Origin of the sequence: Streptomyces sp. NPDC059816 (genome assembly GCF_042732055.1) — a bacterium.
GTDB lineage: Bacteria > Actinomycetota > Actinomycetes > Streptomycetales > Streptomycetaceae > Streptomyces.
Genome location: NZ_JBHWIQ010000005.1, coordinates 32,519 through 55,122, shown reverse-complemented (window position 1 = coordinate 55,122; position 22,604 = coordinate 32,519). Strand labels below are relative to the sequence as shown.

The 22,604-nt window shown below is 72.1% G+C and carries 13 protein-coding genes; 3 read left to right on the top strand and 10 right to left on the bottom strand.

Annotation, left to right across the window (positions count from 1 at the left end; genetic code table 11):
• Positions 1 to 46 precede the first annotated feature (46 nt).
• Positions 47 to 1,018: a UDP-glucose 4-epimerase GalE gene (gene galE, locus ACFV88_RS08665; protein ID WP_385487524.1), complete on the bottom strand. Its 972-nt coding sequence runs from the start codon at positions 1,016 to 1,018 to the stop codon at positions 47 to 49.
• Positions 1,019 to 1,359: 341 nt separating this feature from the next.
• On the opposite strand from galE, the gene ACFV88_RS08660 reads away from it, so the two are divergent.
• On the top strand, positions 1,360 to 3,594 hold the full coding sequence (locus tag ACFV88_RS08660; RefSeq protein WP_385487522.1) for a CDP-glycerol glycerophosphotransferase family protein: 2,235 nt from the start codon (positions 1,360 to 1,362) through the stop codon (positions 3,592 to 3,594).
• A 21-nt stretch (positions 3,595 to 3,615) separates the two neighbouring features.
• Positions 3,616 to 7,182: a CDP-glycerol glycerophosphotransferase family protein gene (locus ACFV88_RS08655; protein ID WP_385487520.1), complete on the top strand. Its 3,567-nt coding sequence runs from the start codon at positions 3,616 to 3,618 to the stop codon at positions 7,180 to 7,182.
• Positions 7,183 to 7,452: 270 nt separating this feature from the next.
• Here the strand turns inward: ACFV88_RS08655 and obgE are convergent, their stop codons facing one another.
• From obgE to ACFV88_RS08615, 8 genes are all read right to left on the bottom strand, one after another.
• Positions 7,453 to 8,889, bottom strand: a complete 1,437-nt coding sequence (gene obgE / locus ACFV88_RS08650; RefSeq protein ID WP_385487518.1) for a GTPase ObgE — start codon at positions 8,887 to 8,889, stop codon at positions 7,453 to 7,455.
• Positions 8,890 to 9,049: 160 nt separating this feature from the next.
• The gene (gene rpmA / locus ACFV88_RS08645; RefSeq protein ID WP_385487516.1) at positions 9,050 to 9,304 is read right to left on the bottom strand and encodes a 50S ribosomal protein L27; all 255 of its coding nucleotides are present in this window, start codon (positions 9,302 to 9,304) and stop codon (positions 9,050 to 9,052) included.
• Positions 9,305 to 9,318: 14 nt separating this feature from the next.
• Positions 9,319 to 9,639, bottom strand: a complete 321-nt coding sequence (rplU, locus tag ACFV88_RS08640; protein WP_385487514.1) for a 50S ribosomal protein L21 — start codon at positions 9,637 to 9,639, stop codon at positions 9,319 to 9,321.
• A gap of 303 nt (positions 9,640 to 9,942) precedes the next feature.
• The gene (locus ACFV88_RS08635; protein WP_385487512.1) at positions 9,943 to 14,055 is read right to left on the bottom strand and encodes an Rne/Rng family ribonuclease; all 4,113 of its coding nucleotides are present in this window, start codon (positions 14,053 to 14,055) and stop codon (positions 9,943 to 9,945) included.
• 237 nt (positions 14,056 to 14,292) lie between these two features.
• Entirely contained in the window at positions 14,293 to 15,141 is an 849-nt protein-coding gene (locus ACFV88_RS08630; protein ID WP_385487510.1) for a TIGR03936 family radical SAM-associated protein, read from the bottom strand.
• 47 nt (positions 15,142 to 15,188) lie between these two features.
• A complete protein-coding gene (locus tag ACFV88_RS08625) occupies positions 15,189 to 16,292 on the bottom strand; it encodes a hypothetical protein (protein WP_385487508.1) in 1,104 nt (367 codons plus the stop codon).
• A 107-nt stretch (positions 16,293 to 16,399) separates the two neighbouring features.
• Positions 16,400 to 17,899: an MFS transporter gene (locus tag ACFV88_RS08620; RefSeq protein ID WP_385487506.1), complete on the bottom strand. Its 1,500-nt coding sequence runs from the start codon at positions 17,897 to 17,899 to the stop codon at positions 16,400 to 16,402.
• Positions 17,900 to 17,985: 86 nt separating this feature from the next.
• Positions 17,986 to 18,432, bottom strand: a complete 447-nt coding sequence (locus tag ACFV88_RS08615; protein WP_385487504.1) for an Rrf2 family transcriptional regulator — start codon at positions 18,430 to 18,432, stop codon at positions 17,986 to 17,988.
• Between the two features lie 252 nt (positions 18,433 to 18,684).
• Here ACFV88_RS08615 and ACFV88_RS08610 point away from each other — a divergent pair, with 252 nt between their 5' ends.
• Complete coding sequence (locus ACFV88_RS08610) at positions 18,685 to 22,008, top strand: S8 family serine peptidase (protein WP_385487502.1); 3,324 nt, start codon at positions 18,685 to 18,687, stop codon at positions 22,006 to 22,008.
• A gap of 68 nt (positions 22,009 to 22,076) precedes the next feature.
• Here the strand turns inward: ACFV88_RS08610 and ACFV88_RS08605 are convergent, their stop codons facing one another.
• Positions 22,077 to 22,553, bottom strand: coding sequence for a hypothetical protein (locus tag ACFV88_RS08605; protein WP_385487500.1), 477 nt, complete (start codon positions 22,551 to 22,553; stop codon positions 22,077 to 22,079).
• Positions 22,554 to 22,604: the final 51 nt, after the last annotated feature.

Genomic DNA, 22,604 nt, shown 5'->3' with positions numbered 1-22,604 from the left:
ACGACGAACCCGGACGGCAAGCACCCCAGCCCCCGACAACCACCCGCTACGGGTGCCGGTGCCGCCACCCACCCCACGCGGAAGCGATCATCTCGTCCACCCCGTGGCGAGCGGACCACCCCAGCTCCTCGCGGATGCGGTCCGCCGAGGCGACGACCCGCGCCGGGTCACCGGCACGACGCGCGGTCACCACGGGCAGCAGCTCCTCGCGCCCGGTGACCTTGAGGATGTGCTCCACCATCTCCCGCACGGAACTCCCCTCGCCCCGACCGATGTTCAGGGTGAGCGAGGTGCCGGGCTCGGCGTCCGCCAGTCGGAGGGCCGCCGCCAGGTGCGCGGAGGCGATGTCCTGGACGTGGATGTAGTCGCGGACGCAGGTTCCGTCGGCGGTGGCGTAGTCGTCGCCGAAGATCCGCGGCGGCTCGTCGGCTTCCAGCCGTTCGAAGACCATCGGGATCAGGTTGAAGACCCCCGCGTCGGACAGTTCGGGTGAGGCCGCACCGGCGACGTTGAAGTAGCGCAGCGACGCCGCGCGCAGTCCGTAGGCCCGGGAAGAAGCGTTGATCAGCCATTCGCCGACGAGCTTGGTCTCCCCGTAGGGGCTCAGCGGCTTGCAGGGCGTCTCCTCGGTGACGAGCGTCACGTCCGGCATGCCGTAGACCGCGGCCGACGAGGAGAAGACGAGGCGGTCGATCCCGGCGTCGCCCAGCGCGTCGAGGAGGGTCTGGAGCCCGGTGACGTTCTCCCGGTAGTAGTAGGCGGGCTTCTCGACGGACTCGCCGACCTGCTTCTTGCCCGCGATGTGCACCACACCGGTGATCGCGTGGTCGCGCAGCGCCGCGTCGAGGGCCGCGCGGTCGAGGACGCTGCCGATCACCAGCGGCACCCCGTCCGGCACCCGGTCACGACTGCCCGTGGACAGGTCGTCGTAGACGACGACCTGCTGGCCGCCCTCGATCAGGGCGCGCACGACATGCGCTCCGATGTACCCGGCTCCGCCCGTCACCAGCCAGCTCATGGACTTCCCTTCGTCGACGCCGTCCCAGGCAGAATCACCCGGCGACGCCCGAAAATCGAATCGGACATACCGCAGCCTCTCCCGGTTTTCCGGTGAAGCAGTGGATCTGATGGGTTCTGTGAGGGATCTCTCCGTGATCGGGAGGTGACAGGGAACGACCGATACCATCCAGTTCGGTGGCACCTTTCGGCCGCCACGGGGAGGGGACGGTGCGCTACGGACGCCAGGGAAACATCGGACGAATCCCTTACGATTGGTCGGCGCGGTCTCGGCGACTGGTCCCCGGTGAAACCCAGCGCGGCCCGACGCTCCCGCGGACAGTTCTCGGAACAGGTTGAAGGATGCCCAGACTCACGCTCGTCGTTCCCGTGTACAAGGTCCAGGGCTACTTGGCCGAATGCCTCGACTCGATCGTCAGGCAGGACTACACGGACTTCGAGATCGTGGCGGTCGACGACTGCTCTCCTGACGCCTCCGGGGCGATCCTCGACGACTACGCTTCGCGCGATGATCGAATACGAGTGATTCACCTCACGGAGAACGTCGGTCTGGGGCGGGCCCGCAACGCCGGGCTGGCCGAGGCCCGCGGTGACTACATCCTGTTCCTCGACAGTGACGACAGCCTCGACCCGGGGTCCCTGTCCGCGATCGCACACCGGCTCGACGCAACCAACGAGCCCGACATCCTGGTCTATGACTACGTGCGCACGTACTGGAACGGAGAGACCCGCCCGAACCAGCGGGCCGGTGTGCTGCGCGACGAGGGCACCGATGCGGTCCCGCTCCAGGACCGCCCGGAACTGCTCGACCTGCTCCAGGTCGTGTGGAACAAGGCGTACCGCAGGGACTTCGTGGAACGGCTCGGCCTCACCTTCCCCCACGGGTACTACGAGGACGTCCCCTGGGCGTTCTGCTCGATGATCGCCGCCGAGCGCATAGCCGTCCTTGACCGGGTGTGCGTCCGCTACCGGCAGCGCCGCGAGGGCGGGAGCATCACCGGCACGGTCAGCCGCAAGCACTTCGACGTGTTCGAGCAGTACGACCGCGTCTTCGCCTTCCTCGACGCCCGGCCGGAGCTGGACCGGTTGCGACCCCGACTGTTCCGGAGGATGGTCGACCACTTCCTGAACGTCCTCGACAAGCCGGGCCGGCTGCCGCGCAACGCGCGCGCGGAGTTCTTCCACCGGGCCGCCGCCGCCTACGCCGCACGAATACCCACCGGCTTCCAGCGTCCCGCCGGGAGCCGCGGCTACAAGTACGCGATGCTGGAGCACGACGCGTACTCCGCGCTGGCGGGCGCCACCACGGCCGCCCGGACCCAGCGGATCGTCCGGAGCCGGGCGCGCGCCGCGGTCAAGCGGTCCAAGCGCAGCGCGATGGGCCTGTACTACCAGTCGCAGTTGCGGGCCCCGCTGGACGAGAACCTGGCGCTGTTCTCCGCGTACTGGGGCCGGTCGGTGTCCTGCAACCCGGCCGCCATCGCCGAGGAACTCGCCCGGCTCGCCCCGCAGGTGCGACGGGTGTGGGCGGTCCGCGCGGACGCCGTGGCCTCGGTGCCGGCCGGGGTGGAGGTCGTCCGGGTCGGCTCCCGCGAGTACTGGTCGGCGCTGGCCCGGGCCAAGTACCTGGTGAACAACGTCAACTTCACCGACGCACTGGTCAAGCGGGACGGTCAGATCCACGTCCAGACCCATCACGGCACCCCGCTCAAGACCATGGGCCTCGACCAGCGGAAGTACCCCGCGTCCTCCCACGGCACGGACTTCACGAAGCTGTTGGAGCGCTGTGACCGCTGGGACTACAGCCTCAGCTCGAACCGGTTCTCCACGACCGTGTGGGAGCGGGTCTACCCGTGCAGTTACGTTTCTCTGGAGACCGGCTACCCGCGCAACGACGTGCTGGTGAACGGCACCGCCGAGGACGTGGCCCGGGCCCGGGCCGCGCTCGGTCTCGCGGACACCACGACGGCCTTCCTGTACATGCCGACGCACCGCGAGTACCAGGGCGAGTTCCGTTCCCGGCTCGACCTCGCCCGGCTCGCCGACGAGCTCGGCCCGGACGTGACGCTGCTGGTGCGCGGCCACTACTTCTACTCGTCGTCACCGCAGCTCGCCGACCTCCGGCGCAGCGGACGCATCGTCGACGTGTCGGGGCGCCACTCGGTCGAGGACCTCTACCTGGCGGCGGACGCCCTGATCACCGACTACTCCTCGGCGATGTTCGACTACGCCGTCCTGGACCGTCCGATCGTCGTCTTCGCCGACGACTGGGACGTCTACCGCGCAGTGCGCGGAACGTACTTCGACCTGACCGAGGAACCGCCGGGCTCCGTCGTCCGCTCCGAGGACGCACTGATCGACCTGCTGCGCTCCGACGCGTGGCGCGGTGCCGAGGCGGCCGACCTGCGGGCCGCGTTCCGCCGCAGGTTCTGCGAGTTCGACGACGGACGCGCCGCCGAGCGGGTCGTGCGCCGGGTGTTCCTCGGCGAGCAGACCCCGATCCCTCCCGTTCCGTTCGCGGAGCGTTCCCACGCTCCGTATCCCGCCCAGGTGCTCGAACTGGTCGAGCGGGCCTGACCGAAAGGAAGACCACGTCACATGGCCCCCCGGCTCAGTGTCGTCGTACCCATCTACAACGTGGAGGAGTACCTTCCGGCGTGCCTTGACTCGCTGGAGGCGCAGACCCTGCGCGAGCTCGAAGTCCTCATGGTGGACGACGGTTCGCCGGACGACTCGGCGGCCATCGCCGCCGAGTACGCGGCCCGTGACCCGCGCTTCACGCTCATCCGCAAGGAGAACGGGGGCCTCGGGGCCGCCCGCAACACCGGCATATCCCGGATGTCGCCCGCCTCGGAGTTCCTGACCTTCGTCGACAGCGACGACGTGATCCCGCCGGACGCGTACCGGCTGATGATCACCAGTCTCGACGAGAGCGGCTCCGACTTCTGCACCGGCAACGTCTTCCACCTGCGGGGCGAGAAGTCCTGGCAGGTGCCGTTGCTGAAGATGCTCTCCGGCGAGGCCCAGCAGCGCACCCACATCTCGCAGATGCCCAGGCTGGTCGCGGACCGGATCGCCTGCAACAAGGTGTTCCGCCGGACCTTCTGGGAGAAGCACGGCTTCGTCTTCCCCGAGGGCATCCTGCACGAGGACATCCCGGTCGTGCTGCCGGCCCACTACCGGGCCGAGGCCGTCGACATCATCGGCGAGCCCACGTACTTCTGGCGGCTGCGCGAGGGCGAGTCCGCGCCGTCGATCACCCAGCGCCGCAAGGAGCCGCAGGCGATCCGGGACCGGGTCACCGCGGTCACCTCGGTGAGCCAGTTCCTGGCGAAGCAGGCGGGCCCCGAGTTCGCCGTCTACAAGAAGCAGTACGACGACCGGGTGCTCCGCGACGACCTGCGGATCTTCCTGCGGGTGCTGCCGGACGCCCCGGCCGAGTTCCACGAGGCGTTCCTGGAAGCGACCAACCGCTACCTCGACACGATCGACCCGCAGACGGTCATGGGGCTGCCGACGGTACTGCGCGTGCAGTGGCTGCTGGTCCGCAAGCACCAGATGACCGAACTGCTGGCACTGCTCGCCTCGCAGCGCCGCAAGGAGCCCATCGAGGTCAGCGGCGCGTTCCGCAAGTACGCCAAGTTCGCCCCGCTGGAACAGGCCGGGGTGGAGCTGCCGAAGGCCGCCCTGCGCATCGACAAGGCCCTCGGGCTGAAGGCTCCGCTGCGCTCGGTGGAGTGGCACGACGGCAAGCTGGTGCTGTCCGGTGACGCCTGGATCGACAAGATCGACGTCGACTCCAAGCGCGGCAGCCTGAAGGTCGTGCAGTTCAAGCACAACGGCTCGGGCCGACGGATCTTCGCGCCCGCCAAGAACGTCCACCGCCCGGAGGCCACCACCGGCTCCGGCCAGAAGACCTACAACTACGACTGGGCGGGCTGGGAGCTGACCCTCGACCCGACCAAGCTGCGCAAGGGCGGCAAGTGGCAGGAGGGCATCTGGCACGTCGGCATCAACGTGTACGCCTCCGGTCTGGTGCGGCGCAGCGGGGTGTGGGCGCGCGGCGGCTCGGCCGCGAACTTCCCCACGTACCACTGGCTGGACGGCGACCACCGGCTGCTGCCCGTGGTGGAGCGCAGTGCGCTGAAGCTGCGGCTGGAGAAGGTCAAGGCGCTCATCACGGACCGCCGGCTGGTCGGCGAGACCCTGGAGATCGACGGCGAGCTGCGGGCGGGCGCCCCGTCGGCGGCCAACCTGGTGCTGCGGCTGAGCAACCCGAAGAGCGGCGAGGTCCAGGACTACCCGGCCGAGGTGCAGATCACCTCCGCCGGTCGGGTCTTCACCGCGAAGGTGCCGCTCTCCGAGGCGGCGCTGATCCCGAACGAGGCCCTGGACTCCAAGGCCCAGCCCAACCGCCGCCAGTGGAGCACGGTCCTGGTGGCCACCGACCCGGACGGCACCGAGCACCGCTACAGCACCGTCATGCGGGACGGCCTGACGGACCTGCGCAGCGACATGCCCGACTCGATGGGCCCTGCGGTCGCGCACCACGAGATCGCCGTGGTGTCCGGCAACAACGGCTACCTCAAGATCATCGGTCGGGTGCGCCGGGCGGTGCTCACCCGGGTCGGCGAGCGTGACGGCAAGATCGTCATGGAGGGTTACACCAGCGCACGGCTGGTCGGCGCGGAGCTGTTGGTCAAGTCGCGCGGGCGGTTCGACGAGCGGACGGTGCCCGTCGAGTGGCAGCCCGACGGACGGTTCGCCGTGGCCTTCGACCCGTCGGCGCTGGGCGGCGCGGGCAACGTGCCGTTGAAGGCCGGGCGGTGGAACGTCTTCCTGCGGCTGCCCGACCAGGAGGAGGTGCCGAAGTCGGCGTTCGTCATCGAGCGGCACGCGGCGAAGTACTTCCCGCTCAAGACCGTGATCAGCGGCCGGCGTTACTGGTTCGAGAGCCTGTGGGGCACCTACCCGCAGCTCAACTGCCGTTCCGAGCTGAACGACATGGAGCTGGGCCCGTACCGTCAGCTCCAGATGCGCCGCGAGGTGTACGAGCCGGGTCGTCAGCAGCCGCTGCGCGAGCAGGTGTTCTTCCTCAGCTACAACGGCAAGCAGTACTCGGACAGCCCCCGGGCGATGCACGAGGAGCTGCTGTCGCGGGGCAGCGACCTGAAGCACCTGTGGGCCGTGCGCGACGGGCAGGTCGTGCTGCCGCCGACCGCCGACCGGGTCCGCATGTGGGGCCGCGAGTGGTTCGAGGCGCTGGCCACCTCCCGCTACATCGTCACCAACGGGCACCTGCCCGAGTGGGTGGAGCGGCGGCCCGGCCAGGTGATCGTGCAGACCTGGCACGGCACCATGCTGAAGAAGATCGGCCACGACATCGAGACGCTGCACTTCGACCGCGAGTACCAGAACCGGCTGGCCCTGGAGGCCAACAACTGGAGCCTGCTGGTCTCGTCGAACCGGTTCAGCACCCCGATCCTCAAGCGGGCGTTCTCCTACAACGGGGAGGTCCTGGAGGCGGGTTACCCGCGCAACGACTACCTGTACTCCCCCGACCGGGACAAGATCGCCGACTCGGTCAAGGAGCGGCTGGGCCTGCCCGCCGACAAGAAGGTCGTGCTGTACGCCCCGACCTGGCGCGACGACCAGTCGCACAGCGCCGGCCAGTACAAGTTCCGCCTGAAGATCGACCTGGCCGACGCACGGGCCCGGCTCGGCCATGACCACGTGCTGTTGATCCGCCGCCACTCCAACATCGTGGACGCGGTGCCGGGCGCGGGCGACGGCTTCGTCTACGACGTCTCGGAGTACCCGGACATCGCGGAGCTGTACCTGGCCGCCGACATCATGATCACCGACTACTCGTCCGTGATGTTCGACTACGCGCACCTCAAGCGGCCGATGCTGTTCTTCACGTACGACCTGGAGCACTACCGGGACAAGCTGCGCGGGTTCTACTTCGACTTCGAGGAGGACTCGCCCGGTCCGCTCCTGCGCACCTCGGAGGAGCTGATCGAGTCGATCCGTCGGATCGAGGAGGTCAAGGTCGACTACCAGGAGCGGTTCAACCGCTTCCACGAGCTGTTCTGCGACCTGGACGACGGCTCTGCCTCGAAGCGGGTCGTGGACCGGATGCTGGAGCAGGCCCGCCAGCGGTGACGCGCCGCCGGCCCGGGGCCAGCCGCCGCGGGCCGGCGAGTGTCGGGCGGTACCGGACCTGAAGACGGGGCCGGCCCGGAGGGAGAGATCCCTCCGGGCCGGCCCCGTGTCCGTGGCCGGTGTCCAGTGTCCGGTGTCCGGTGGTTGTGCGGACACGCAGAAGAGACCGCCCGGTGGGGGTCAGCCACGATCGGTGACCCCCACGGAACGGCCTCTTCCGTCCGTGAACCTGCGCGCCGCCAGCCCGAGCCGACGAGCGCGGGGCAGGCCCTAGAAGGGCTTGAACTCGTCGTAGGCCTGCTGCACCTCGTCGCGCTCCGCGTCCCGGTCCCGACGGCGCTGGGTGGCCGGCCGGGGGGCGTCGAAGCGGTGGTCCTCGCCACGGCGGCCCAGCATCTCGGCGCCGGTCATCATCGTCGGCTCCCAGTCGAAGACGACCGCGTTGTCCTCCGGACCGATCGCCACGCCGTCGCCGGTGCGGGCGCCCGCCTTCATCAGGGCGTCCTCGACACCGAGCCGGTTCAGCCGGTCCGCGAGGTAACCCACGGCCTCGTCGTTGGTGAAGTCGGTCTGCCGCACCCAGCGCTCCGGCTTCTCGCCGCGCACCCGGTACAGACCCTCCTCCTCCGCCGTGACGGTGAAGCCGGTGTCGTCGACCGCCTTGGGCCGGATGACGATCCGGGTGGCCTCCTCCTTGGGCTTCGCGGCCCGGGACTGGGCCACCAGCTCGGCGAGCGCGAAGGACAGCTCCTTGAGGCCCTTGTGCGCCACCGCCGACACCTCGAAGACCCGGTAGCCCCGCGCTTCGAGGTCCGGGCGGACCAGGTCGGCGAGGTCGAGCCCGTCCGGCACGTCGATCTTGTTGAGCACGACCATCCGGGGACGGTCGTCGAGGCCGCCGTACTGCTTCAGCTCCTCCTCGATGACGTCGAGGTCGGAGAGCGGGTCGCGGTCCGACTCCAGGGTCGCCGTGTCCAGCACGTGGACCAGGACGCTGCACCGCTCCACGTGCCGCAGGAACTCCAGGCCGAGGCCCTTGCCCTGGCTGGCACCCGGGATCAGGCCCGGTACGTCCGCGATGGTGTAGACGGTCGAGCCGGCGGTCACCACGCCCAGGTTGGGCACCAGGGTGGTGAACGGGTAGTCGGCGATCTTCGGCTTGGCGGCCGACAGCACGGAGATCAGCGAGGACTTGCCCGCACTGGGGAAGCCCACGAGCGCCACGTCGGCGACCGTCTTGAGCTCCAGCACGATCTCCTGGGCGTAACCGGGCTCGCCCAGCAGCGCGAAGCCCGGCGCCTTGCGGCGGGCGGACGACAGCGCGGCGTTCCCGAGCCCGCCCCGGCCGCCCTGCGCGGCCACGTACGTGGTGCCCTCGCCGACCAGGTCCGCCAGGACGTTGCCCGCGCGGTCCAGCACGACCGTGCCGTCCGGCACGGCGAGGACCAGGTCCTGGCCGTCCTTGCCGGAGCGGTTGCCGCCCTCGCCGGGCTTGCCGTTGGTGGCCTTGCGGTGCGGGCTGTGGTGGTAGTCGAGCAGGGTGGTGACGGACTGGTCGACCACCAGCGTCACGTCACCGCCCCGGCCGCCGTTGCCCCCGTCGGGGCCGCCCAGCGGCTTGAACTTCTCCCGGTGAACGGAGGCACAGCCGTGGCCTCCGTTACCCGCGGCGACGTGCAGTTCGACGCGGTCCACGAAGGTGGTCATGTCAGTGCCTCCAGTTACGTACGGATGTCGTGTTTCGCGGCGCGATCAGCACCGCACGACAGGAACAACACGCGAAAGGCGGACCAGCTTCCCCCGTACTGATTCGTAGGGGGAAGGCGTGGCCCGCCTCCGCGATGAGAATCGCTCTACAGCAGTCCGGTCAGCCGACCGGAACGATGTTCACGACCTTGCGGCCGCGGAACGTGCCGAACTCCACCGCACCGGGCAGCAGCGCGAACAGCGTGTCGTCGCCGCCGCGGCCGACGCCGGAGCCGGGGTGGAAGTGGGTGCCGCGCTGGCGGACCAGGATCTCACCCGCGTTGACGACCTGACCGCCGAAGCGCTTCACGCCGAGCCGCTGGGCATTCGAGTCGCGACCGTTCCGGGTGGACGATGCGCCCTTCTTGTGTGCCATCTCTCCTCAGTCCCTTACTTCGCAGCCGTGGGGATCGCCGTGACCTTGATCGCCGTGTACTGCTGGCGGTGGCCCTGACGACGGCGGTAGCCGGTCTTGTTCTTGTAGCGAAGGATGTCGATCTTCGCGCCCTTGTGGTGGTCCACGACCTCGGCCGTGACCTTGATGCCGGCAAGCACCCACGGGTCGCTGGTGACGGCCTCGCCGTCAACGACGAGCAAGGTCGAGAGCTCGACCGTGTCGCCCACCTTGGCAGTGGAAATCTTGTCAACCTCTACGGTGTCGCCGACAGCAACCTTGTGCTGGCGACCACCGCTGCGCACGATGGCGTACACGCGGGTCTCACTCTCTGTAGCTCGCAACGGAACCTCTGAAGCCAGCCGCTCACACGGGCCCGAGGGCCGTGGATCCACGAGGGCGAGCGGCCTCTCCGGCCCGGCCCTGACGGTCCGAGGTGGAGGGAGGTGCTCAAAGGGATGGCGCAGGAACGCCGACGCTCTAGATTACGGGGCCCTCCGCGGCCGGTCAAACCGGGCCCCGGCCCGCACCCGGGACACCCGGGAACGGACGCGCCGGCGGCCCGGAACCGAAGTCCCGGGCCGCCGGCAAGGTGCTCGACCGTGTGTCGACCGTGACCGTCAGTCCTCGGTGGAGGCGGTGACGGTCGGCGCCGTCTGCTGCTCCGCCGCGGCGGTCTTCTTGGTCGCCTTCTTGGCGACGGTCTTCTTCGTGGTCGCCTTCTTGGCCGTCGTCGTCTTCTTGGCGACGGTCTTCTTGGCGGCCGTCTTCTTGGCCGGTGCCTTCTTCGCGGTGGCCTTCTTGGCTGCCGTCTTGCGGGCCGTCTTCTTCACGGGCGCCGCGGCCTCGTCGGCGGTCGCCTCCTCGGCCAGGGCCTCCTCGTCCCGACCGGCCGCCTCGTTGGCCTCCACGACCTCGACGGACGCGGGGGTCTCCGCCGCGGGCACGACCACGACGGCCGCCTCCTCGGACGCGGTGGGCGCGGTCGCCTTGCGGACGGCCCGGCGCCGCGGACGGGCCGGAGCCGCGTCGGCGACCGGTTCCGGGGCCTCGACCGGCTCCGGGGCCACCGGCTCCGTCACCGGCTCGACCACCGGGACGGTGACCTCGGCGGCCTCGGCCGCCGCGCCGTCGCCCTGCGGGGAGCCCGCGGGGGCGCTGGCCTTACGGGTGGCCCGGCGCCGCGTACGGCCCTGCACAGCGGCCTCGGGGGCCTTCTCCTGAGCCACCTCGGCGACCGGCTCGGTCACCGCGGCCGGCTCCGGGGCATGCACCACCGGGGCCTGGGCCACCGGAGCCGCCTCGGCGGGGGCCTGGCGCTCGGCGGGGGCCTCGTCGGCGCCCCTGGGCGCACCGGCCGGAGCGGACGCGCGACGGCCGCCCCGACGCCGGGAACGACCCCGACCCGCCGCGGCCTCCGCCTCGGCGACACTGCTGTACAGCTCCTCGTCGGGCGCGAAGTCCGGTGCGCTCAGCGCGACGGGCTCGGCGACCTCGGCGGCGACCTCCGCCGCCGTCTCCTGCTCCGACTCGGCGGCCGGGGCCTCGGCGAGCTCGTGCACGTGCTCGTCGTGACCGTCGGCGCCACCGCCACGGCGCTTCTTGCGCTTGCCGCCACCGCCGATGGACGTCGGCTGCTCCATGTGGACGATCACACCGCGACCGTTGCAGTGGACGCAGGTCTCGGAGAAGGACTCCAGCAGACCCTGGCCCACCCGCTTGCGGGTCATCTGCACCAGGCCCAGCGAGGTGACCTCGGCGACCTGGTGCTTGGTGCGGTCGCGCCCCAGGCATTCGAGCAGCCGTCGCAGCACCAGGTCCCGGTTGGACTCCAGGACCATGTCGATGAAGTCGATGACGACGATGCCGCCGAGGTCGCGCAGCCGGAGCTGACGCACGATCTCCTCGGCCGCTTCGAGGTTGTTCCTCGTCACGGTCTCTTCGAGGTTGCCGCCCTGACCGGTGAACTTGCCGGTGTTGACGTCGACCACGACCATGGCCTCGGTCTTGTCGATGACCAGCGAACCGCCCGACGGCAGGTAGACCTTGCGGTCCAGCGCCTTGATGAGCTGCTCGTCGATCCGGTACGTCGCGAAGACGTCCACCTCGGAGGTCCACCGCTGGAGCCGGTCGGCCAGGTCGGGCGCCACGTGCGACACGTAGCCGTGGATGGTCGACCAGGCCTCGTCACCGCTGACGATGACCTTGGAGAAGTCCTCGTTGAAGATGTCGCGGACGACCCGGACCGTCATGTCCGGCTCGCCGTAGAGCAGCGTCGGGGCGTTGCCCGTCTTCGCCTTCTTCTTGATCTCCTCCCACTGCGCCTGGAGGCGTTCCACGTCGCGGCGCAGCTCGTCCTCGCTGGCGCCCTCGGCGGCGGTGCGCACGATGACGCCCGCGTCCTCGGGGACGATCTTCTTCAGGATCGTCTTCAGCCGGGCGCGCTCGGTGTCCGGGAGCTTGCGGCTGATCCCCGTCATCGAGCCCTCGGGCACGTACACGAGGTAACGGCCCGGGAGGGAGACCTGGCTGGTGAGCCGGGCGCCCTTGTGGCCGATCGGGTCCTTGGTGACCTGCACGAGCACGGACTGTCCGGACTTGAGGGCGCTCTCGATCCGGCGCGGACCGGACATGCCGAGGGCCTCGAAGTTGACCTCGCCCGCGTACAGGACGGCGTTGCGGCCCTTGCCGATGTCGATGAAGGCGGCCTCCATCGACGGCAGGACGTTCTGCACCTTGCCCAGGTAGACGTTGCCGACGTACGACGTCGACTGCTCCTTGTTCACGTAGTGCTCGACGAGGACGTTGTCCTCCAGCACGCCGATCTGGGTGCGCTCGCCGTACTGGCGGACCACCATGACCCGCTCGACGGCTTCCCGGCGGGCCAGGAACTCGGCCTCCGTGATGATCGGGACGCGACGGCGTCCCTGCTCGCGGCCCTCGCGACGGCGCTGCTTCTTCGCCTCCAGACGGGTGGAGCCCTTGATGGACTGCACCTCGTCGGACGCCGGCCGCTCTTCCTTCTTGCGGGGCTCGCGGACCTTGACGACCGTGCGCTCCGGGTCGTCGGACCCGGTGTCGGCGTTGTCCCCGGCGCGGCGACGGCGGCGACGGCGGCGACGGCTGCTGCTGGAACCACCGCCGTCGGCGTCATCGTCGTCATCGTCGTCCGCGGCGGCGTCGTCACCGGAGTGCCGGCCCGCGCCCTCGGCCCGGTCGGACTCGTCGGCGCCGTCCTCGGCGCGGTCGGTCTCGTCGGCGTCGTCGGCGTCGTCGTCGGCGCCGTTCTCGTCGCCCTCGGCGTGCTCGCCACGGCGACGACGGCGGCCACCGCGACGGCGGCGACGACGGGAGCCCGTCTCCTCGGCCTCTTCGGCCTCGATCTCCTCGGCGTCGACCTCGACCTCGTCGACGGATGCCTCGGCCGCGACGGTCTCGGACGGCGCGGGCACGCCTGCCGGCTCCTGGGACTGCGGGGCGGCGGCGGGTACGGCCACCCGGCGGCGACGGCGACGGCGGGACCCCGCGGTCTCGGCGGCGTCCGCCTCCGACCGCTCGGTGCGCTCGGCGCTCGGGGCGGTGGTCGTCTCCTCGGGCTCCTCGATCTCCTCGGGCTCCTCGACGACGTTGCGGGCCTGCGCGGCCTCGGCAGCGGCGCGCTCGGGCGTCTGGAACATCGGCTCGGCGAAGACCGGTGCCTGGAAGACGGCGACGGCCGGCCGCGCGGGCCGCTCGTCCCTGCCCCCGCGGGTGTTGTGCTGGGCGGGCTCGGAGAAGCCGACGGCGGCCCGGGTGGCACGGCGGCGGGAGCGCTTGGGCGCTGCCTCCTCCACCGGAGCCGACTCCACGGGCGCCGTTTCGGCGACCGGGGTCTCGGCGACCGGCGCCTCGGCGGCGGCCCGGGTGGCACGGCGACGCCCACGCTTGGGCGCGGCCTCCTCCGCGGGAGCCTCCTCGACGGGTGCCGCCTCGGCCGGGGTCTCGGCGGGCGCGTCCGCGGTGGTCGGTGCCTGAGCGGAAGCGGTGGCCCGGGTGGCGCGACGGCGCGCCCGCTTGGGGGCCGCCTCCTCCACCGGAGCCGACTCGGCCGGAGCCTCTTCGGCCACCGGTGCGGGCTGCTCCTCGGCGGCGGGCTCGGCCTGCGGCCGGTCGGACGTCGTGGCGGAGGCCACGGCGCGGGTCGCCCGGCGGCGGGTGCGCGCGGGTGCGGCGGAGACGGCCGGGGCGGGCTGCTCCTCGTCGGCGGAGCCGTCCGGCTCCGGGACCTCGGCACCCGCCGCGGTCTCGTCGGACGCCTGCGGGGCGCCGGCGGGCGCCGAGGCGCGGCGCACGGCGCGACGCCGTGCACGGGGCTCCGGGGCGGGCTCTTCGGCCGGCGCCGGTTCGGCCACGGGCTCCTCGGCGGGGGTGTCAGCCGGTGCCGCGGGGGCACCGACGGGCGCGGAGGCCCGTCGGACGGCCCTGCGGCGCGTACGGGGGGCGGGCGCCTCGGCGGCGTCCTCGGTGCTGCTGTCCGCGGCGGGGGCCGCGGCGGCGGGCGTCGGGTCCTCGGCGGACGCGCCCCCGGTGGACGACGCCTCGGCGGACGCGCCGGCCGGGGACCCGGCGGGACGCGAAGCCGCGCGGCGCCTGCGGCGCGGCGGCAGGGTGTCGCCGGGGCCCTCGCCACCGGCGGACGTGCGCGTGGTGGGTTCGGTGTGGGAACCCTCGGTGGATTCGATCGGTTCGAGCATGCGGGCGGTTCTCCCGTCGGCTCCCGGGCGCCGCGCCTGTTCCGGTGACGTCCGCGGCTCACGCACTGGTGTGCGGGGCCGCCGTCCGGGGCGTGGGCGCCGCACGGGAGCTTTCTGTGTCCTGTCTCGCCGGTTCCGTACGCCTTGTCGCGTACGGCCTGGCGAAAGTCTTGTGGTCGGTGCGCTGCCCGACCCAGGTGGCTCCCGGATACGAGGGCGACGCTACGACGTCCGTCCTTACGCGGGCCCTTCCGGCGCCGCTGCCGTCGCGGCGGCGGGCGTGGCGACCCCGGGAACAGATGCCGGGGCGGCCTCGACCGCCTCGCGGTCGGGCGCGAGCGGGTCGGAAACCGTGCCGGTCTCCTCATCGAAAAGCCCCTGCGCCAGCCTGGTCACCGCTACGGGGACCGGCGGCGCCAGGTCGGCCACAGCTCGGAGACCGGACAGGACGTCGTCGGGTCGTACGGCAGGCGTCACGTGCCGAACAACCAGGCGCAGTATCGCACAGGGCCGGACGCCCGGCCCATCAGGCCGGGGCGCGTCCGTCCCGGGTGGGACCGCTGTGCCGTCCGTGTCCCCCGGTGCGGCCGGGTTCCCGGCGAGCTCCAGGTGGGCGACGGCGGCCCGGGCGTCGAAGGTGCGCATCCCGTTCTTCGTCCGGCGCTGCACCTCCACCACCTCGGCGGCCGTGAAGGCGTCGACGGCGCGCCGGGCGGCGTCGGGCGCCACCCCGTCGAGCCGCAACTCCCACACGGAACCGGTCAGCCGGTCCGCGAGACCCGGGGTGCGGACCTCCACCGCGTCGACGATGTCGAGCCCGGTCGGGAGCGACTCGTCGAGCAGGGCCCGCAGGGTCCCGGGATCACGCGCCTCGGTGAGGGCGATCTCCAGGTACTCCGCCTCACTGCCCGTGCCGGTGGGTGCGGCATTGGCGTACGACACCTTCGGGTGGGGGGTGAACCCGGCCGAGTACGCCATGGGCACCTCGGCACGGCGCAACGCCCGCTCGAACGCGCGTTGGAAATCACGGTGGCTGGTGAACCGGAGGCGGCCGCGCTTGGTGTAACGCAGTCTGATGCGCTGCACCGCGGGCGCGGGCGGGGGGCCTTCGGGCTGTCGCTTGCCCAGTGTCGTCAGTCCTTCGTGAGTGCGGTCTTGCTCCTGCCTAGGGTACGTCGCGGATCGTCTCCGGGTTCAGGTGACCCGGAAGCCCGCCGCCCAGGGACCTGCGGAGCACCGGTGCGCGGGGGCCCGGCCGACGCGCGCGGCACGGCCGTCCGCTCGGATCGTGCGCCGAAGAGCATCCGTCGGACGTCCGCACGGGCCTGGCGGGCGCCCTCCCGCACGGAGGCGAAGGCCTGGCGCGCGCCGTGGCCGACCTCCCGGGCGACCCGCGCGGCCGGCCGCCACAGTGCGTCCCGGACCAGGTGCCCGACCGGGGTGCACACGGTGCGGTAGACCCACGCCGCGGGCGTCACGAACAGGAGGGCGAAGGCCGCACCGAGGAACCGTCCCACCGCCCGGGAGATCCGGCCGGCGATCCGCCAGGCGTGCCCCAGGGCGTCCGCCGCCTCCCGCCCCACCACGGCCAGGACCCGCCCGAGCGGCACCAGCAGCCAGCGCCACAGCCCCACGGCCGGGTAGTGGACCAGCAGGCGCAGCATCCAGTAGAGGACGTACCCCAGCCCCCTGCCCACCGGAACCAGGACCCACGTCCACAGCCAGGACAGCGGGACGAGGAAGCACACCCGCAGCAGCCACGCCAGACCGGCGCCGACACCGCGCCCCAGCGGGGCCAGTGCGCGCGCCCAGAGCCACTGCGCCCCGTGCCCCAGCGGGGTGAGCACCGCCCGGTACAGCCAGGCCAGGGGCGTCACGACGAGGGTGCGCAGCAGCCAGCCGGTCCCCCGCCACAGCGCTGACAGCAGCCACAGCGCGGCGCGACACAGCGGGACGAGGACCCACTCGACCAGCCACAGCACCGGTACGACGACCAGGGTCCGGCCGAGCCACCCCGCCGCGCGGCCCAGGGGACGCAGGCCGTACCGCCACAGGAACGCGCCGGTCAGGACCAGTGCGTCCCACAGCAGCCGCGCGGGCACCACCAGGGCCAGCACCACGAGGCGCACCGGCAGCCGGACGGCCACGGCGAGGCAGCCCGGGTCCTCGCCGTGGTCGTCCGGTCGCCGTTCGGGCCGTTCGGGCCCCGGCGTGCGCTCCTGCTTGATCAGGTCCATGTGTCCACAGACACGTGGCGCACCCGAACCGTTTCGCCGGCGACCCACTCCGTGGCCAAGGTGTTATCCGGCCACCGGGCGGGTCCGTCACCGGGCGGCCGTCCTCGTCACCGCGGGGCGGAGGCCGGGCCACCCGGGTTGGGGGCCGCAGGGGCGGCCTCGGCCTTCGGTCCGGCACCGGCACCGGCCGGGGCCTCGGGGCCAGCCGTGGGACGCATCCGTGACGCGACGACGAGCGCGAGGACGACGACCACGGCCATGGCCAGGAAGACGTCGGAGTAGGCCGAGCCGTCCGCACCGGAGTAGAGGGGGTTGACGGCGTCACTGCCGCCCTGCTCCCGCGCGGACACCAACACGCCGAACACGGCGGGGCCGGTACCGGCCCCGAGGAACTGGGCCCCCTGGAGGACCCCGAGGCCGACACCGGTCTGCTCGGGGGGCAGTTCGCGTGCCGCGGCGCCGATGATGGTGGTCATCACCAGCATGAAGCCGATGCTCAGCCCGAGGATCCCGACACCGGCGAAGACCACCGAGGAGCCGCCGGTGAAGGACGAGAGGAACAGCGAGAACAGTCCGATGAGACCGAGCCCGCAGAGCACCAGGAGCCGGGTGCCGACGCGACCGGCGAGGCGCCCGATCCACGGTGCGAGGAGCGCGGTCACGACTCCGGCCGGGATCATGACCAGGGCACCTTCCCCCGGGGTGAGTCCGTTGACCTCCACCAGCAGCAGCGGGACGAACACCAGACCGCCGAGGTTGACGGCCATGGCCAGGAACGCGACGAGGATGCCGGTCCGGTAGACGCGGTTCGTGAACAGCGACGGCGGAACGAACGGCTGGTCGACGCGGACGGTGCGCACCCCGAAGAGCACGAGCGCCGCGACCGCGACCACGAGGCTGCCCCAGGACAGGGGTTCGGTGAAGCCGGAGACCTGCGCCCGGGTCATGCCGAACAGGACGAGACCGGCTCCGAGGCCGAGGAGCAGACCGCCGGGGAGGTCGAGCCGGCCCGTGCTCCGCGGGGTCGCGTCCGGGAGTACGCGCAGGGCCGGGAAGAGCAGCAGCAGCGAGACCACCAGCATGATCCAGAACAGTGCGGGCCAGCTGAGCGCTTCCCCGATGCCGCCGCCCAGTGCCGGTCCGGCGGCGGTGCCGACGCCCGCGCCGGCGGACACGACGCCGATCCCGACGCCGCGCCGCTCCGGCGGCAGCAGGGTCGTGACGGCGATGATCGAGAGCACGGGGATGGCCGCCGCGCCGATGCCCGTCACGATCCGCCCGGCCACGAGCACGGCCAGACTCGGGGAGAGCGCGCAGATCAGGCTGCCGACGGCGTAGGTGAGGAGCGCGAAGGCGAAGAGCCGGCGCAGGCTCACCCGGTCCGAGATACGGCCGTACAGGGGGATCCCGACCGAGAACATCAGCAGGAAGCCGGTGACGACCCAGGCGAGTTCCGCCTCGGAGGCCCCGAACTCGGACCCGATCGTCGGGAGCATCAGATTGACCATGTCGCTGGCCGTGACCGTGACGAGGATCGCCGGCATCAGCACGGCCAATAAGCCCAGTCCCGAGCCGGTCCGCTCGGTCGCTGTCGACGGGGAAGTCATACGGGGTCCTCCGGGAAACTTTCTGCCACCATGACAGTTACAGTTAGGACAAAAGGAAAGGCGGAGGACCTCGCCTCCGCCGTCGGTCAGCCGGTAACGCGTTGCGTGACCTCACGCTCACTCGCCAGCACCTGCCGGACGAGGTGGGCGATCGTCGTCCGCCCGAGCCGTTCCTTCATGGCCCGTTCCGCGTCCTGGAACTCCACCTCGAGCAGCTTCTGCATGTTCCGCCCCACCTCGCATTCGGCGCTCGGCGGATGCGGGTACCGCGAGAGGATCGGCCCCGCCTCCACGGCGGCGTACGCGTCGTAGAGCGTGATCTCACGGGCGGGCCGGGCGAGCGACCAACCGCCGTTGCGCCCCTCGGTGGACCAGACCAGACCGGCGTCCCGCAGACCGCCGAGGATCCGCCGCACCAGAACCGGATTGCTGGCCAGGCTCTCCGCGATCTCCGCGGAGGTCAACGAGCGGTCCCAGCGCCCCAGCATGGTGAGTGCGTGGATCGCGACCGCGCTCCTGCTGCTGATGCTCACCGAGACCCCCTTCGCGACCGCCGCCCCACCGACCCAACTGCAACAACGCTAGTAGCAGTTTGATCCACGCGTCAACCCGGCATGCGGCCCGCTACGGGGCGACCGGCAAGGCGATGAGCGAGATTCGGCCATCGCCGGAACCGGCGGCAACGCGCACGCGCACCGCCGCACTCTCACGCTCCGGGAGTGGGGAAACGGGGCGGCCACCCCCGACGTCTCCTCGACGGCCCCGCTGAGCAGCAGGGAGTCACCTTGCCATCCACCAGACGCCGGGGTCGCGGCGCGGCGACCGCCGCCGCGACCCTCACGGCAGCGGCGCTCGTAGCCGGGCTGACCGCCACCCCCTCGTTCGCCGGCCCCGACGGACCGCGTGCCGGTGCGGCCCCCGCCGCCGGGCTCCGCTGGGTCACCCTGATCACGGGGGACCGGGTCGGCGTGGACGCCCGCGGCAGGGCCGTCACGGTCGACCGGGCCGAGGGTCGGGGGAAGGTCCCCGTACGGAGCTGGACCGAGAAGGACCGCACCTACGTCGTCCCGGCCGACGCCGAACGGCTCGTCGCCCGGGGCACCCTCGACCGCCGCCTCTTCGACGTCACGGGGCTCAGCACCCCCGGGAGTCGGCTGGCCCACGGCAAGGGCCTCAAGGTCATCGTCGCGTACGAGGGCGCCTCGGGTCCCGCCGCCCGTACCGGGGTGCGGGGCGACGCCGAGGTGCAGCGGACCCTGCCCTCGCTCAACGCGGACGCCGTGACCGTTCCGGAGCAGGACCCGGGCGCGCTGTGGGCCGCCCTCACCCGCACGACCGCGGGGGACGCCCGTACGACCCGGGCCGTCGCGGGCGTCGACCGCGTCTGGTTGGACGCGGTGCGCACCGCGTCCCTCGACAAGAGCACGGCCCGGATCGGGGCGCCCGAGGCGTGGCGGGCCGGGTACGACGGGACGGGCGTCACCATCGCCGTCCTCGACACCGGCGTGGACGAGACCCACGCGGACCTGTCGGGCAAGGTCGTCGGGGCGCACAACTTCTCCGACGCGCCCGACACCGCGGACCGCAACGGGCACGGCACCCACGTCGCCTCGACCGCGGCGGGCACCGGCGCCCGCTCGGGCGGCACGCACCGGGGGGTCGCGCCGGGCGCCAAGGTGCTCAGTGCCAAGGTGCTCAACGACTTCGCCCGCGGAACCGACTCCCAGATCCTCGCCGGCATGGACTGGGCCGTGGCGCAGGGTGCGGACGTCATCAACCTGAGCCTCGGCGGCCTCGACACCCCCGACCTGGACCCGCTGGAGGCCCACGTCAACAAGCTCTCCCGGGAGAAGGGCGTCCTGTTCGCCGTCGCCGCCGGCAACAGCGGACCGGGCGCCGGCACGATCGAGTCCCCGGGCAGCGCGGACGCCGCCCTCACCGTCGGTGCCGTGGACGACTCGGACCGGACGGCCCGCTTCTCCGCGGTCGGGCCGAGGTTCGGCGACGGCGCGGTCAAGCCGGACGTCACCGGGCCCGGCGTCGACACCACCGCTGCTTCCGCCGCCGGCAGCACCCTCGCACGGCGGTACGGGGAGAACCCGCCCGGCTACCTCTCGATCTCCGGCACCTCGATGGCCGCGCCGCACGCCGCGGGCGCCGCCGCCCTGCTCAAGCAGCGCAACCCCGACTGGTCGGGCGCACGGATCAAGTCCGTGCTCACCGCCTCCGCCGAGGACGGCGGCCACGGCGTGTTCCAGCAGGGCACGGGGCGGATCGCCGTCGGCGCGGCCCTGAAGCAGTCCGTGGTCAGCGACACGGCCACCGTCGCCTTCGGTCGGCAGCAGTGGCCGCACACCGACGACCGGCCCGTCACCAAGGAGATCACCTACCGCAACCTCGGGGACCGGGAGGTCGTGCTGGAGCTGACGGCCCGCGGCCTCGACCCGCAGGGCCGGCCCGCCCCGGCCGGATTCTTCACCCTCGGCGCCGACCGGGTCACCGTGCCCGCCGGCGGCACCGCCGCCGTGCCCGTGACGGCGGACACCCGGATCGGCGGCTCCGTGGACGGCGCCTACACCGCGACCGTCGTCGCGACCGGCGGCGGACAGACCGTGCGCACCACCGCCGCCGTGGACCGCGAGGTCGAGTCGTACGACCTGACCCTCCGTCACACCGGGCCGGACGGGAATCCCAGCAGCGAGTTCTTCAGCCGCCTCGTCCAACTCTCCGGCGTTGCCGAGTTCTCGGGCACCTACGCCGAGGGCAAGGCCACCGCGACGTTCCGGCTCCCGAAGGGCAGTTACGTCCTGGACGCGGACCGTTCCACCGCGTCCGCGTCGGACTGGCTGACCCACCCCAAGCTGGAGCTGACCGAGGACACCACCGTCGAGGTCGACGCGCGGCTCGCGCGGCCCGTCCGGATGAGCATCCCGGACGGCCCGGTCCCGATGACCGACGCCCGTAGGACCCTGTCGGTCGCGGCCGGCCCGGGGTTCTACTCGACCTTCCGGCTCTTCGGCTCCTTCGACGGCCTGCGCACCGCACAGCTCGGCCCTCAGCGGCCCACCGGCGTCACGCTCACGGAGTCCTTCGGCGCCCAGTGGGAGGGCGGCGCCTCGGCCCAGTACAACGGCGCTGCCGGCGGGCCGGTCGAACGGCTCTCCACCGGCCACGACACGGCGTTCACGGCCGCCGACTTCGCGAAGGTCTCCGCGACCGCGGGCACCTCGGTCAGGGGCAAGAAGGCGGTGTCCACCCTGGTCAGCGGCGTGGACGGCATCCACTTCGACTCCGAGGTCCCGTTCGACCTGCCCGGTACCCGGACCCACTACGGGGCCACCGCCGGGAAGGCCAACCGCTGGTCGGTACGGGTGGCGCAGCTCGGCGCCGACGGGCGTGAGGAGACCGACCACACCTCCCCGGTGCGGCACCGCCGTCCGGGCGGGAGCCATCGGGTGACCCTCGGCACCGCCGTCCACTCCCCGCTGATGGACGAGCGGGCCGGTGTCTTCCGCGACGAGGACGTCCTCTTCGGCACCGTGCCGCTCTTCTCCGACGGCAGGGGCAACACCGGCCGGTCCGTGCACTCCTCGGCCCGGAGCGTGCTCTACCGGGGCACCACCGAGGTCGCGGAGCGCGCGGGTCAGCTCGACGGCATGAGCGGGTTCGAGGTCGGTGCGGACGACGCCGAGTACACCCTGACCACCTCGGTGCGGCGCAGTCCGTCCGTGTCCGCGGTCGGGACCCGCATCGACGGTTCCTGGACCTTCCGCAGTGCGCGGCCGGCGGCGGGCGAGTACACCAGGACCCCGCTCTCCACGGTCCGGTTCGGCGCCCGGGTCGCCCTCGACGGCACGGTCCGCGCGAATCGTACGGCGACCTTCCCGGTGACCGTCCAGGGGCCGGCAGCCGGCGCGGGAGCGAAGTCGCTCACCGTCTCCGTCTCCTACGACTCCGGCGCGACCTGGCAGGACGTGCCCGTGACCAGGGGGAAGGTCGAGGTCAAGAACCCGGCGCAGGGGAAGTCGGTGGCCCTGCGCGGTCAGGTCACCGACCGGCAGGGCGGCAAGGCGAGCGTGACCGTGTACGACGCGTACCTCGGCCGGTAGCGGACGGGGGGGCGCGCCGCGCTTTGGACGTTCACGCGGCCCCCGGCACCAGCCGGGGGCCGCGTGCTTCATGCGCGGGCCCGCCGAGCCGGGCAGGGCAGATCGGGAGCGGCACGGTTCGGGGAACACGTGACCAACGCGACCGAGTGGAACACCGTGCCCTTCAGGTAGTGGCCGAGGGAGACGTCCCCTCCCCAGGTCAGCCGCTCGACGGCGACCTCCACCAGGAGCGCCAGCCTGATCTCCGACCGCTCCTCCTCAGAGGCGAAACGGGGCGCGAACTCAGCGAGTTGCCGACCCAGCCACGTGCCGGCGCCCTGCGCTTCCTGCCAGGTCCCCCGGATCACGGAGGGCGGTTTCATCAGCCAGTGCGCCGTCTGTATCGGCGGCACGTCGGAAGTCGGGAACACGACCACGGCCTCCCGGTAACGGTCGACCACCTCCTTCTCGCACGTCGCGGTGGGGGCTCGGCCGGGCGGCCGGCGGATGCTCTCCTTGTCGAACGCCTTCTTCTCCCCGAGCCATGCGTAACCGTGGTGGTGCACCGCTGCTCCGTTCCGTGGTCCGTGGGACGACGACGGCCCCGCCCGTGGTCG